Annotated in this window: 10 protein-coding genes; 5 read left to right on the top strand and 5 right to left on the bottom strand. The window is 61.1% G+C overall.

Going from position 1 to position 12,840, the window contains the following annotated elements; translation table 11 throughout:
* Positions 1-183 precede the first annotated feature (183 nt).
* From DYST_RS15040 to rpmH, 5 genes are all read right to left on the bottom strand, one after another.
* Positions 184-531 (bottom strand): DUF805 domain-containing protein, encoded by a 348-nt coding sequence (locus DYST_RS15040; RefSeq protein WP_102301562.1) that lies wholly within the window; start codon positions 529-531, stop codon positions 184-186.
* Between the two features lie 138 nt (positions 532-669).
* Positions 670-2,010: a tRNA uridine-5-carboxymethylaminomethyl(34) synthesis GTPase MnmE gene (mnmE, locus tag DYST_RS15035; protein WP_239946456.1), complete on the bottom strand. Its 1,341-nt coding sequence runs from the start codon at positions 2,008-2,010 to the stop codon at positions 670-672.
* 102 nt (positions 2,011-2,112) lie between these two features.
* On the bottom strand, positions 2,113-3,807 hold the full coding sequence (yidC, locus tag DYST_RS15030; protein ID WP_239946455.1) for a membrane protein insertase YidC: 1,695 nt from the start codon (positions 3,805-3,807) through the stop codon (positions 2,113-2,115).
* Positions 3,808-3,864: 57 nt separating this feature from the next.
* On the bottom strand, positions 3,865-4,263 hold the full coding sequence (gene rnpA, locus DYST_RS15025) for a ribonuclease P protein component (protein WP_239946454.1): 399 nt from the start codon (positions 4,261-4,263) through the stop codon (positions 3,865-3,867).
* Between the two features lie 13 nt (positions 4,264-4,276).
* The gene (gene rpmH, locus DYST_RS15020; protein WP_019464789.1) at positions 4,277-4,414 is read right to left on the bottom strand and encodes a 50S ribosomal protein L34; all 138 of its coding nucleotides are present in this window, start codon (positions 4,412-4,414) and stop codon (positions 4,277-4,279) included.
* 212 nt (positions 4,415-4,626) lie between these two features.
* On the opposite strand from rpmH, the gene dnaA reads away from it, so the two are divergent.
* The 5 genes from dnaA to DYST_RS14995 all read left to right on the top strand — a co-directional run bounded on the left by dnaA (position 4,627) and on the right by DYST_RS14995 (position 12,603).
* The gene (dnaA, locus tag DYST_RS15015; protein WP_239946453.1) at positions 4,627-5,982 is read left to right on the top strand and encodes a chromosomal replication initiator protein DnaA; all 1,356 of its coding nucleotides are present in this window, start codon (positions 4,627-4,629) and stop codon (positions 5,980-5,982) included.
* 249 nt (positions 5,983-6,231) lie between these two features.
* The gene (dnaN, locus tag DYST_RS15010) at positions 6,232-7,332 is read left to right on the top strand and encodes a DNA polymerase III subunit beta (protein ID WP_102301558.1); all 1,101 of its coding nucleotides are present in this window, start codon (positions 6,232-6,234) and stop codon (positions 7,330-7,332) included.
* Between the two features lie 96 nt (positions 7,333-7,428).
* Positions 7,429-8,508, top strand: coding sequence for a DNA replication/repair protein RecF (recF, locus tag DYST_RS15005; RefSeq protein WP_239946452.1), 1,080 nt, complete (start codon positions 7,429-7,431; stop codon positions 8,506-8,508).
* 77 nt (positions 8,509-8,585) lie between these two features.
* The gene (gene gyrB, locus DYST_RS15000) at positions 8,586-11,003 is read left to right on the top strand and encodes a DNA topoisomerase (ATP-hydrolyzing) subunit B (RefSeq protein ID WP_239946451.1); all 2,418 of its coding nucleotides are present in this window, start codon (positions 8,586-8,588) and stop codon (positions 11,001-11,003) included.
* Between the two features lie 310 nt (positions 11,004-11,313).
* Complete coding sequence (locus DYST_RS14995) at positions 11,314-12,603, top strand: tetratricopeptide repeat protein (RefSeq protein WP_239946450.1); 1,290 nt, start codon at positions 11,314-11,316, stop codon at positions 12,601-12,603.
* Positions 12,604-12,840 lie beyond the last annotated feature (237 nt).

Here is a 12,840-nt window from a genome sequence, read left to right as displayed (position 1 = left end):
TGGGACGCCGAGTCGCTCGCTTGCAAACTCAGCATGTTAGCGCCAATGCATAAGGCCCGTCAGCAGATTGCTCGGTAACGGGCTGTTATTGCTGACCTATTGCGGCGACCAGATGTCATCGTAGGGCCGCAAATGCGATAGGCCAAAAAGAAAGCCGGCCTTACGGCCGGCTCTCTTGGATCGTTACGCGCCCTTCGGATTGGCGCCGTACTCGTTGGTGCCTGGCTGACTGTCCTGCGCGAGCAGGTAGATCAGATACAGGCTGACGATCGGGATCAGGGAAATCAGTACGAACCAGCCCGACTTGCCGATGTCGTGCAAGCGACGGACGGTGACGGCCAGCGACGGCAGTAGCGTGCCCAGCGCATAAATCGCGTAGAGGATGCCGAAGATGCTGCTGACCTTGGTGAGGATCACCAGCACAACCAGCGCAATGCAGTTAAACAGCGTGTACATCCAGTATTCCTGGCGACGCGCGCGACCGTTGAAATCAGCGTAATGCTGCTTAAGAACCTTCAGATACCATTCCATGGAACTGCCTCTTTGTTGGGGCTCAAGACCTGGCGCAGGCCAAACAAGACCTTACGCACTGGCGCCCGATCATGCCAGAGGGAATAAGACTTCTCTATAAGGGAAATCTGACAAATGTGAGAACGGCCACGACGGTTCCTATTTGCCAATGCAGAAGGAGCTGAAAATGGCCCCCAACAGGTCGTCGCTGGTGTAGGTGCCGGTGATTTCGCCTAGCGCATGCTGGGCTTGGCGCAGCTCTTCGGCGGCAAGCTCGCCGGCCCGGATGGTCCGCAGTACCGAATCCGCGTGGCCCAGGTGCCCGGCGACCTGTTCCAGCGCCAGCACGTGACGGCGACGCGCGCTGAACGCGCCTTCGCCACCGCCTGATCCAGCGAGTTGCTTGAGGTGATCGCGCAACGTGTCCAGGCCGAGCCCGTTTTTTGCGGACGCCCACACCCAGATCGCATCGGTGCGTATTTCGTAGCGGGCGGGGTGGTCGTCCAAATCGATCTTGTTCACCAGCACGATGCGCTCCACGCTGGCCGGAAGATCGGCGAGCAGGGCGAGGTCATGCCCGACATGCGGGGCGTCGGTGACTAGCAGCGCGACATCTGCACGCGCGAGCTCGCCGTGAGCGCGGCGCACACCTTCGCGCTCGACCGGGTCATCCGTTTCGCGTAAGCCTGCCGTATCAGCCAGTTCTAGCGCGATGCCGTCGAGGTTCAACTGCTCGCGCAGTACGTCGCGCGTGGTGCCAGCGATGTCAGTCACGATGGCGCGGTCGCTGCCGGCAAGCGCGTTCAGCAAACTGGACTTGCCCGCGTTTGGACGTCCGATGATGGCTACCCGCAGACCATCGTTGAGGCGCACGCCGCGTTGAGCCTCAGATAGAAGCTCATCCAGCTGCGCACGCAAGGCGTGCAGCTGCCGCATGATGGCGGGATCGGCGAGGAAATCGATTTCCTCCTCAGGAAAGTCGATCGCCGCTTCCACGTGCACGCGCAGCGCGATCAAGGCCGCCAGAAGATCGTGCACCTTGCGCGAGAACACGCCTTCCATCGATTGCAGTGCTGCACGTGCCCCTGCCTGCGAACGCGCAGCGATGAGATCGGCCACGGCTTCCGCCTGGGCAAGATCGAGTTTGCCGTTGAGAAAGGCACGCTCGGTGAACTCGCCGGGTCGCGCCAGCCGCGCGCCCATCGCGCATACGCGGCGCAGCAACGTATCGAGCAACACCGGGCTGCCGTGGCCCTGCAGTTCGAGCACGTGCTCACCGGTGTAGGAGGCGGGCGCGGGGAAGTAGAGCAGCAGCCCGCGGTCGATCAGCTGGCCATCGCGCTCACGAAAAGCCGCGAAGTGTGCGTGGCGCGGATCGGGATCACGCCCCAGCAGCTCGGCGGCTATCTGCGGTACGGCCGGACCTGACACGCGGAGCACGCCAACGCCAGCGGCGCCCGAAGCACTGGCAATGGCGGCAATGGTGTCGGCGTAGGTCATGAGCGAATTATGCGGGCTGGTTGTGAGGGTGGGCGAGGCGTTTTGTCGAGCCAACAAAGAAAAAGGCCGCTTTCGCGGCCTTTTTCCTCAAGCGGCAAACGATCAGGCTTCCTTCGCCTTCTCGTCCGCGCGCTCCACGCTGCGCGTGATCAGCCACTGCTGCGTCAGACTGGTGAGACCGTTGATGACCCAGTACAGCACCAGACCAGCCGGGAAGAACAGGAACATGAAGCCGAACACCACCGGCATCACCTTCATCATCTTCTGCTGAGCCGGGTCCATGCCCGCAGCAGAGGGCGACAGCCACTGCGTGGCCAGCATTACCAGGATGTAAAGCACCGGCAGCACAAAGAACGGATCGGGCGCCGACAAGTCGTGCACCCAACCGAAGAACGGCGCATGGCGCAGCTCCACGCTTTCCATCAGCACGCGATACAGGCCGAAGAACACCGGCATGGTGATCAGCACCGGCAGGCAGCCCGACATCGGGTTGACCTTCTCCTTCTTGTACAGCTCCATCATGGCCTGCTGCATCTTCATCTTGTCGTCGCCGTAACGCTCCTTGAGGGCGTTTACGCGCGGCTGCAGCTTGCGCATCTTGGCGCCGGAACGGAACTGTGTAGCGGTGAGCTTCCACAGCGCAGCCTTCAGCAGCAGCACCAGCAGGATGATGGCCACACCCCAGTTGCCGCTGATGGAGTGGAGCTTCGACAACAACCAATGCAACGGCTGCGCAACGACTGTGAGCATGCCGTAATTGGTAGTCAGGTCCAGGCCGGGGGCCACCAGATCCAGCGTGCCCTGCAACTTGGGACCGACATACAAGCGCGACGTGCTGCTCAGGCTCTGGCCGGGCGCGACGCTGAGTGCTGGGCCGACTGCGCGGATCAGGTACACCGGCTGCGCGGTGTCCGGATTGATCACGCTGGTGCTGTAAGTGTTGGCGTCCTGCGCCAAGGGGATCCACGACACAAAGAAGTAGTGCTGCAACATCGCCGCCCAGCCGCCAGTGATGGCGTGGTTGAGTGGCTTCTTCGCAAAATCGGCGAAGGGCAGTGTCGACATCTTGTCTTCCGGGCTGTACCAGGCAGCGCCATAGAAGCTGTGCGAGGACGGATCGCTGAAGTTCTGCCACCAGCTCTTCTGCTGCGCCGGGGCCACGCGCTGCAATTGCTCGTACGCATTGCCGGCCCACACGGTGCTGCCGCCGTTGTCGATCTTTTGATCGACGGCGACGGTATAGCTACCGCGCTTGAGTGCGAAGGTCTTGGTGACCTTGAGGCCTGCCGCGTCCTGCCAGGTCAGATCGACCTTCAATTCGTCCTGGCCCTGGGCCAAGGTGTAGCTCGTCTGCGCGACAGAGAATACGGCGCGGTGATCGGGTGCATCGCCCTGATTGCTCACCAGGCCGCTCTGCGCCACGAAGTACTGCGCGCGGTCGTCATCGAGCAAGCGCACCGGTGCGGGCTCGGGGTTCTGCTTGGTGACTGGCGCCACCGGGTAGTGAAGCAGTTCCGAACGCACCACGCTGCCGCCGCGCGTATCGATGGTCAGGCGCAGCACATCGGTGCTCACCGTGATCAGCTGGGCGGATGCCTCGCTGACCGTGCCCGGTACGGCAGCAGCGGGGGAGGCCGTCGACGAAGTGGCGCCAGGCACGCTGGTGTCGGTGCCGGCCGTCGACGCAGCGACAGGGGCAACCGGCGGTTGCGGGCCGTAATCCTTCTCCCAGGCCTGGAACAGCAACCAAGCCACAGCCAGCAGGGCAAAGATGAGGAACGTACGCGTTTGATTCATCGCGGAGCAGATCCGGTGCATCCCGCGACGCCGTGCCGCGGAAGAGGGTGGAGAAGGTCAACGCACGATTGTGCCGGTCGGGTCGCCCGGCTTCAACGTGATCTCGACTTTGGCGGAACGCAATTTCTTCCACAGCTGCTGCAGTTCGGCGAGCAGCTCCGGGCCCGGCAGGCCGCAGGCCTGCTCGCGCGCCATCACCATGAGGTCGACGGACGGAAGCTCAAGACGGGCGCGTCGAAACGACTCGCGTACGAGGCGCTTGATGCGGTTGCGATCGACGGCTCGCTTGGAGACGCGCTTGGAGATGGCCAGACCCAGGCGAGGATGGCCCAGGTCGTTGACCCGATAGCGCACAGAAAAACAGCGGCCGCCGAGGCGGCCGCTGGTATGACGCAGAGCTGCAAAATCACCGGCGCTTCGCAACCGCGTTTCACGCGGCAGGCCGGCGGCACGCATGCTGGCGAGCCGCTTACGGGATCAGACGCTTGCGACCCTTGGCGCGACGCGCGTTCAGGATCTTGCGGCCATCGGCCGTGGCCATACGAGCACGGAAGCCGTGGGTGCGGGCACGCTTGAGCTTGCTGGGCTGGAAGGTCCGCTTGGACATGGCTTCCTCCGAATAAGTTGATAAAAAGGTTGGAAATTATGGGGGGGCAATAAAGCGCCCTGTCAAATGGGGTGTTTTCAGGGTTGACAAAAACCTGTTGACTGCCTGTGGATATCCGTGTGGATATCCGTACCAACAAGCTGGCTTCCTGCTGTTAGACTTTCCGGTCCACCCCGCGCGAAAGCGCTCCTTCCAGTGGTTGAAGACTTCCCATGAGTGACCTGTGGCGGCGCTGTCTCGAGCGTCTCGAGGGCGAATTGAACGCCGAAGACCTGCATACGTGGCTGATGCCCCTGCAGGCGCGCGACGACACCCATGGCCTGAAGCTGTACGCACCCAATCCGTACACGCTGGAGACGGTGCGCGAGCGCTATCTGGCCCGCATCGAAACGGTGATCAGCCAGCTCACAGGCCATGACCTGACTGTGCGCCTGGAGGTGGGCTCCAGTTCGCCCCGCGCTACAGCAACCGGCAAGCCCCCTGCGGGCCCCGCCCCGGCTCCGGTCAAAGCGGAGCCCGCCGTAGCGGAAGTACCCTCGGCCACCTTTAACCACAACCTGGACCCGCACTACACCTTCGAAACCTTCGTTGAGGGCAAGTCGAACCAGTTGGGCAAGGCTGCCGCCATGCAGGTGGCGATGAATCCAGGCCGCGCCTATAACCCGTTGCTGCTTTACGGCGGCACCGGCCTGGGTAAGACCCACTTGATGCACGCTGCCGGCAACCTGATGCGTGAGCGCAACCCGGAGTTCAAAGTGCTGTATCTGCGCTCCGAGCAGTTTGTCGGCTCAATGATCGAAGCGCTGCGCACCAAGAGCATGGACGAGTTCAAGCGCCGCTTCCGCTCGGTGGACGCACTGCTGATCGACGATATCCAGTTCTTCGCTGGTAAGGACACCACGCAGGAAGAGTTCTTCCACACCTTCAACGCGCTGTTCGAGTCCAAGCAGCAGATCATCCTGACCTGCGACCGCTATCCGAAGGAAGTGGACAAGCTGGAGCCGCGCCTGAAGTCCCGCCTGGGCTGGGGTCTGTCGGTAGCGATCGAGCCGCCGGACTTCGAGACGCGCGCTGCGATCCTGCTGTCCAAGGCGCACGACAAGGGCGTCGCGGTAGGGGAGAACGTGGCGATGCTGCTGGCCAAGCGCATCCGTTCCAACGTGCGTGACCTGGAAGGCGCGCTCAACACTCTGGCGGCCCGAGCCAACTTCTACGGCAAACCGATCACCATCGATTTTGCAGAAGAGACTCTGCGCGACCTGCTCGCCACGCATGCGCAGGCAGTCACGGTGCCCAATATTCAGAAGACCGTGGCCGACTACTACCAAGTCCGGCTGCAGGACCTGTTGTCCAAGCGACGCGTACGCTCGTTGGCGCGCCCCCGGCAGATCGCTATGGCGCTGTCCAAAGAACTTACCGAGCACAGCCTGCCTGAGATCGGCGAAGCGTTCGGCGGCCGTGACCATACAACGGTGCTGCACGCCTGCCGCACCATCAAGAAGCATTGCGAGACGGACACACGCATGCGCCAGGATTGGGAACAGCTCATTCGCATCCTGACCGGCTAAAGGCGGTGCGGCTGTGCACGGATTGCTTGAAAAGTACTGTGGCAACCTGTGGATAATAGGTGGACGATTTGGACCTCTAAGTTATCCACAATCGACCCACAGTGATCAGGCTCTTTGGAACACAGCCCGATAATTAGCTTAACCATTGATTTATAAGGGTAATTTCTTATTTTAGAGTTATCCACGCCGCCTACCACTACTACAGAACTTCTTTTAAAAACAGAAAAGCAGGATTGGGGAAGCGCATATATGCAATTCAGCATTCAACGAGAAGCTCTACTCAAACCGTTGCAACAGGTAGTCGGTGTCGTCGAACGCCGTCAGACCCTGCCGGTTCTAGCCAACCTGCTGGTCAAGGTCGCCGACGACAAAGTGTCGTTGACAGGTACAGATCTGGAAGTGGAGATGATCGCTACGACCTCGGCTGACAAGCTGGTCGACGGCGAGATCACCATTCCAGCGCGCAAGCTGTTTGACATCGTTCGGGCACTCCCCGATGGAGCGCAGATTGAGCTGAAGCTCAATGGCGATCGCGTAGCCATGAACGCGGGACGAAGCCGCTTCACGTTGGCAACGCTGCCGGCCACTGAGTTCCCGACAATCGATGAGATAGAGCTGGTTGAGCGGGTTACGCTACCGGAAGAAGTGCTGCGCGATCTCATGGAACGCACCGCGTTCGCCATGGCCAACCAGGACGTGCGCTATTACCTCAACGGCATGCTGTTGGATCTGCAGGAGCACACGCTTCGTTGCGTAGCTACCGACGGTCATCGTCTGGCGTTGAAGGAAACCAAGCTGGACAGCAAGGTTTCCACTCGCCGCCAGATCATCATTCCGCGCAAGGGCGTGAATGAATTGATCGGTTTGTTCGAAACAGGCGATGGGGAGATCGAACTGGAGTTCGGCCGCAATCACCTGCGTGTTCGTCGCGGTGATGTGACCTTTACCTCAAAGCTGATCGATGGTCGTTTTCCGGATTACGAAGCGGTGATTCCGCTTGGCGCCGACAAGCACGCGACGCTCGACCGCGAAGTGTTGCGAGGTGCGCTGCAGCGTGCAGCGATTCTTTCCAACGAGAAGTACCGCGGCGTGAAGCTGGAGTTGTCGCCAGGCAAGCTGCGGATCGTGGCGCACAACCCGGAGCAGGAAGAGGCCGTGGAAGAGGTCGAGGCCGATACGACCGTGTCGGATCTGGCCGTAGGCTTCAATGTGGGTTATTTGCTCGATGCACTAGCGGCGCTGCGTGGTGAGAAAGCTCGCCTAAACCTGCGTGATGCCCAGTCGAGCTGCCTGGTGCAGGAAGACGACAGCGATCAGGCGCGCCACGTGATCATGCCGTTGCGCCTCTGATGTTGATTTCCCGTTTGCCCCAACGGGGCAAGCCGAACGCGAACGCCGGAGCCGTCGAAAGACGCTCCGGCGTTCTTGCTTCGGGAACCCGCTGACATGCGGCTTGAAACACTGCGAATTCGTGGTCTGCGCTGTGTTACGGACGTCGTGATTCCCCTGGAACCCGGGGTGACCGTGTTCGCGGGAGCAAATGGCGCCGGAAAAACCAGTGTGCTCGAAGCGGCTTATCTGCTCTCGCATGCCCGATCGTTCCGATCGGGCGCGAAGGACGCTCTGCTCCAGCGCGGAGCCGAGTCGCTGTCTATTTTTACCGAGCTTCGGCACGACGATGGGCGATCCCACCGTTTGGGGCTGGGGCGGCAGGGCGCTCGCTGGGAAGCCCGCTTGGACGGAGAGGTCGTCAGCCTTAGCGAACTGGTGGGGGAGTGCGCCGTCGTTTGTTTCGAGCCGGGATCTCACGACTTGATCGCCGGTGGTGCAGAAGAGCGGCGGCGCTACCTCGATTGGGGCGTGTTCCACGTGGAACACGAGTTCATGCTCGCCTGGAGGCGCTACCAGCGCGCCCTTAAGCAGCGCAATTCACTGCTTCGAGCGAGTTCTCCGGTCTCAGAAGCCCTGTTCCTGCCCTGGGAGGCTGAGCTAGACGCCACCGCGACCGTGATCGATCGTCTTCGAGATCTGTATTTAGCCGCGCTTCGCCCCCATATCGAGAGGGCGATGAATGGACTACTGCCGGAGCTCGGTGGCGTCGAACTTAGATATCGTCGCGGTTGGGCGGACGACAGCGCTTTGGGTTCATTGCTCGCCAGTCACCGTGGCAGGGATTTGGCGCGAGGGCACACCACGCTGGGCTCCCATCGCGCCGATTGGTCTCTCGTTTTCGAACACGCACCCCAGCGGGAACACTTGTCCCGTGGTCAGGAGAAGTTGACCGCTCTAGGGTGCACTCTCGCGCAGGCGGCCCTGTACGCGGAACGGCGAGGTGAGTGGCCAGTGGTATGCCTGGAAGACCTGGCATCGGAACTGGACAAGCTGCATCAGGCGGCCGTTGTGGAGCAGTTGCTCTCAGTGGGTGCTCAGGTACTGATTACGGGAACGGAGGTTCCGGAAGCACTTCAAGGCAGCTCGGCGCGTGTGTTCCACGTGGAACAAGGGCATCTCAGCCCCCTGCTATAATCAACCAATTGTGTCCCCAGCCCGGCCTTACTTGGCGCCGCCCGGGCGGGATGAGGCGCCCAGGAATCGGTCACCGAATGAACGATACAACCTACGATTCGAGCAACATCAAGGTCCTGAAAGGTCTGGAAGCGGTGCGCAAGCGCCCCGGCATGTACATCGGCGACACCGATGACGGCACCGGCCTGCACCACATGGTGTTCGAAGTCGTCGATAACTCGATCGACGAAGCTCTCGCTGGTTACTGTGACCACGTGACCGTAACCATCCTGGATGATGGCTCGGTCAGCGTTAGCGACAACGGACGTGGCATTCCCGTCGACACACATCCGGAAGAAGGGCGTTCCACTGCAGAAGTGGTCATGACGGTGCTGCACGCAGGCGGCAAGTTCGACGCCAATTCGTACAAAGTGTCCGGCGGCCTGCATGGCGTGGGCGTGTCGGTGGTGAACGCGCTCAGCTCGCACCTGTGGCTGACCATCTACCGCGAGGGCAAGGAGTACCAGCAGGAGTACGCCCATGGTGAGCCCCAGTACCCGATCAAGCCGGTAGCCGACTCCAGTAAGCGCGGCACCACAGTGCGCTTCTTGCCCAGCACGGGCACGTTCACCAACGTGGAATTCCACTACGACATCCTGGCCAAGCGTCTGCGTGAGCTGGCGTTCCTCAACTCAGGCGTCACCATCGACCTGAAGGATGAGCGGGGCGAAGGTCGCCACGATACCTTTGCCTATGAGGGCGGCATCAAGTCGTTCGTGCAGCACCTCGCTCAGCTCAAGACCGCGCTGCATCCCAACGTGATCAGCCTCAGCGCCAACCAGGACGGGATCTCGGTGGAGCTGGCCATGCAGTGGACCGACTCCTACCAGGAGACGATGTTCTGCTTCACCAACAACATCCCTCAGCGCGATGGTGGTACCCACCTCACGGGCTTCCGCGCCGCATTGACGCGCTCTCTGCAGGGCTACATCGAGAAGGAAGGCCTGGCCAAGAACGCCAAAGTGGCCCTCTCGGGCGACGATATGCGCGAAGGCCTGATCGCCGTGCTGTCGGTGAAGGTGCCTGACCCGAAGTTCTCCTCGCAGACCAAGGACAAACTCGTTTCCTCCGAGGTGAAGACCGCGGTGGAGCAGGCCGTCAACGAAAAGCTGGGCGAGTTCCTGCTGGAACACCCGAACGAAGCCAAAGCCATCGCGTCGAAGGTGGTCGATGCGGCGCGTGCTCGCGAGGCAGCCCGCAAGGCTCGCGAGATGACCCGCCGCAAGGGCGCGCTGGATATCGCCGGCCTGCCGGGCAAGCTGGCCGACTGTCAGGAAAAGGATCCCGCGCTGTGCGAACTGTTCCTGGTCGAGGGTGACTCCGCAGGCGGCTCGGCTAAGCAGGGCCGTAACCGCAAGACGCAGGCCGTGCTTCCGTTGAAGGGCAAAATCCTCAACGTTGAAAAGGCCCGCTTCGACAAAATGCTGGCCTCCGCCGAAGTCGGCACGCTGATCACCGCGCTCGGCACGGGTATCGGCAAGGAGGAGTACAACCCGGACAAGCTGCGCTACCACCGCATCGTCATCATGACCGACGCGGACGTGGACGGCTCGCACATCCGCACGCTGCTGCTTACGTTCTTCTATCGCCAGATGCCAGAGCTGATCGAGCGTGGGCACATCTACATTGGCCTGCCGCCGCTCTACAAGATCAAGCAGGGCAAGAACGAGATGTACTTGAAGGACGACGCGGCGCTCAACGGCTACCTCGTCTCCAGCGCCGTCGATGGCGCTGGGCTCGAACCCTCGGCTGATGCACTGGCGATCTCCGGTGAACCGCTGGAGAAGCTGCTGCGCGACTACCAGATAGCGCTAGACCAGATCGAACGCCTCGGTCATCGCTTCGATGCCACGGTACTCACCGCACTGCTCGAACATGCACCGCTGGAACCGGCGCTGTGGAATGACAGCGTGGCCATGCTGGCTTGGTTGAAGGGTGTGGAACTGCGCTTGGCCGCGAGTGGTCTGGGCAAACCTCGTTACCGTCTCGCGCTGCGCCCTGCGGAAGGCGAGCAGCCGGCCGCCATCGAGGTGGTGCGTGATCAGCATGGCCTGAGCCACACGTGGCTGTTGCCGCAGCCGTTCTTCGGCAGCGCGGAGTTCCGCCCAATCCTCCATGTGAGCCAGCAGCTGGCCGGCCTGGTACAGGTTGACGCCGTGGTTCGCCGAGGCAACGGTTCGCGTGGCGTGCAAAGCTTCGCTGAAGCGCGGCACTGGTTGTTGGAAGAGGGCAAGAAGGGCCGCATGATCCAGCGCTTCAAGGGTCTGGGCGAAATGAATCCGGAGCAGCTGTGGGAAACCACCGTGAACCCGGAAACTCGCCGCATGCTGCAGGTCGGCATCGAAGACGCTTTTGCCGCCGATCAGATGTTCTCGATGCTGATGGGCGAGGCCGTGGAGCCGCGTCGCGACTTCATCGAAGCCAATGCACTGAAGGTCGCAAACCTGGACATCTAAACCACTGGCCGTCGGCGATGCGGAGCCATTCGCATCGCCGACGGCCTTTCTTTTGCGGCATGTACTAATGCATTAGTACATTATCTAAAGTTAGAAAAACTACCGCCGATAGCGTGTTTCCAGGCCAAAAAGTCACGGATGACAGGGGGCTCGGGCTTGAAAATCATGCCCAGTCGTCGGCGTATGGTTCAACTTATTGATTTTTAACAATCTTTGTTGCCGCGGTGCGACTTGTTATCTGCAGCCTAGTCAGGTTACGCTCAGCGATCCCCCGCGTTGTAACCGCGTGAAACTTACACTGAGGACTGCCATGAAGCGTGTTCCACTGATCAAGATGCTTGCCGGTACGGCGCTGGCCCTGGCCGTGGTGAGCACGCCGGTCATCGCGGGCGATAGCTCTTCCAAGGACAAGAAGGAAGTGCTGTACCCCAACGCCACGCGCAAGGAACCGAAGCTGGACCTCACCAGCGAGAAAGATCAGAAGGCGATCAACGACGGCCTCGACGCGGTCAACAACCAAGACAAAGACAAGGCGATCCAGATTCTTCAGCCGATCGTCGACGGCAGCAAGAGCAAGTACGCCCAGGCGCTGGCCCTGCAAGGCCTCGCCAACGTGCACTACAACGACGGCGACGTGAAGGGCGCCATCGATTTGTTGAAGCGCGCGCTCGACAACGGCACCATGCCGAACGACACCTATTTCCAGCTCGAGTACATGCTCGCCCAGTTCTACTTGGCCGATGAGCAGTACCAGTTGTCCATCGACACCGTCGACAAGTGGCGTGCGGAAGGTAAGAAGGAAACTGCCGAGTCGTACGCGCTGCAGGGCAATGCCTACTACCGTCTCGAGAAGTACCCGGAAGCGATTGCCGCCATCAAGAAGGCGCAGTCGATGACCGACAAGCCGAACGACAGCTGGAACCAGATCCTGATGGCCAGCTACTCCGAAACGGGCCAGGGTGACCAGGCTGCACAGGTGGCCCAGCAGCAGCTCGCTGCCAACCCCAACGATCCGAACGCGCTGACCAACGCCGTCGCCGTGCTCATGCAGGCCCAGAAGTATCCGGAAGCCATCTCGCTGATGGAGAAGGCCCGGGCCAACGGTCAGCTCAAGACCGAGAAGGATTACGTCAACCTCGCCAAGCTCTACCTGGTCTCCGGGCAGAACAGTGGTGACCAGAAGGAGCCGGCGACCAAGGCCGCCGCTGTCCTTCAGGAAGGTCTGAGCAAGGGCATCGTCACTCAGACAGCCGAGAACTACCAACTGCTGGGCGCCGCCAACTACATGTCCGACAACACCTCGGGCGCGCTGGCTGCTTACCAGAAGGCTATCCCGATGGCGAAGGACGGCGAGGCGAACATCCGCGCTGGCCAGCTGCTCATCCAGGACAGCAAGTTCAGCGAGGCCAAGGGCCTCATCCAACAGGGCATCGACAAGGGCGTGCAGCACAAGGGCACTGCTTATATGTTGCTGGCCGAAGCGTGCCGTGGCCTGAAGGACAAGCCGGGCACGATCGCAGCCATGGAGAAGGCGGCACAGGACCCCGAAACCGAAGCAAAAGCAAAGGCTTGGCTGAAGGCGCAGGGTGCTAGCAAGTAAGGCAGACGTGTAACAACTGCGAGGCAGATAGACGTCCATTTGTCTTCCTCACAAGTGCTATACAAATGCCATGTGCTGTTGTACCGTTGAATCCTTTCCGTGCTCCCGTCTAGTGGCAAATGTCATCCCTATGGATCGATTTGCCACTGGAAATCGTGACCACGTCTCACCGATCAATTAGCTCCAGATAGTGACAGATGGCCTCAAGTAACGATGCAACCGGCCAAGGGCCGTTCA

The sequence above is a fragment of the Dyella terrae genome, assembly GCF_022394535.1.
GTDB lineage: Bacteria > Pseudomonadota > Gammaproteobacteria > Xanthomonadales > Rhodanobacteraceae > Dyella.
The sequence above is the reverse complement of the archived record's forward strand: the minus strand, read 5'-3'. Positions and strand labels throughout refer to the sequence as shown.

Bases quoted from the DNA above. Each gene is read 5' to 3' on its own strand.
- dnaN (WP_102301558.1), top strand. From the start codon at position 6,232: ATGCAATTCAGCATTCAACGAGAAGCTCTACTCAAACCGTTGCAACAG.
- DYST_RS15040 (WP_102301562.1), bottom strand. From the start codon at position 531: ATGGAATGGTATCTGAAGGTTCTTAAGCAGCATTACGCTGATTTCAAC.
- gyrB (WP_239946451.1), top strand. From the start codon at position 8,586: ATGAACGATACAACCTACGATTCGAGCAACATCAAGGTCCTGAAAGGT.
- rpmH (WP_019464789.1), bottom strand. From the start codon at position 4,414: ATGTCCAAGCGGACCTTCCAGCCCAGCAAGCTCAAGCGTGCCCGCACC.
- yidC (WP_239946455.1), bottom strand. From the start codon at position 3,807: ATGAATCAAACGCGTACGTTCCTCATCTTTGCCCTGCTGGCTGTGGCT.
- dnaA (WP_239946453.1), top strand. From the start codon at position 4,627: ATGAGTGACCTGTGGCGGCGCTGTCTCGAGCGTCTCGAGGGCGAATTG.
- recF (WP_239946452.1), top strand. From the start codon at position 7,429: ATGCGGCTTGAAACACTGCGAATTCGTGGTCTGCGCTGTGTTACGGAC.
- DYST_RS14995 (WP_239946450.1), top strand. From the start codon at position 11,314: ATGAAGCGTGTTCCACTGATCAAGATGCTTGCCGGTACGGCGCTGGCC.
- rnpA (WP_239946454.1), bottom strand. From the start codon at position 4,263: ATGCGTGCCGCCGGCCTGCCGCGTGAAACGCGGTTGCGAAGCGCCGGT.
- mnmE (WP_239946456.1), bottom strand. From the start codon at position 2,010: ATGACCTACGCCGACACCATTGCCGCCATTGCCAGTGCTTCGGGCGCC.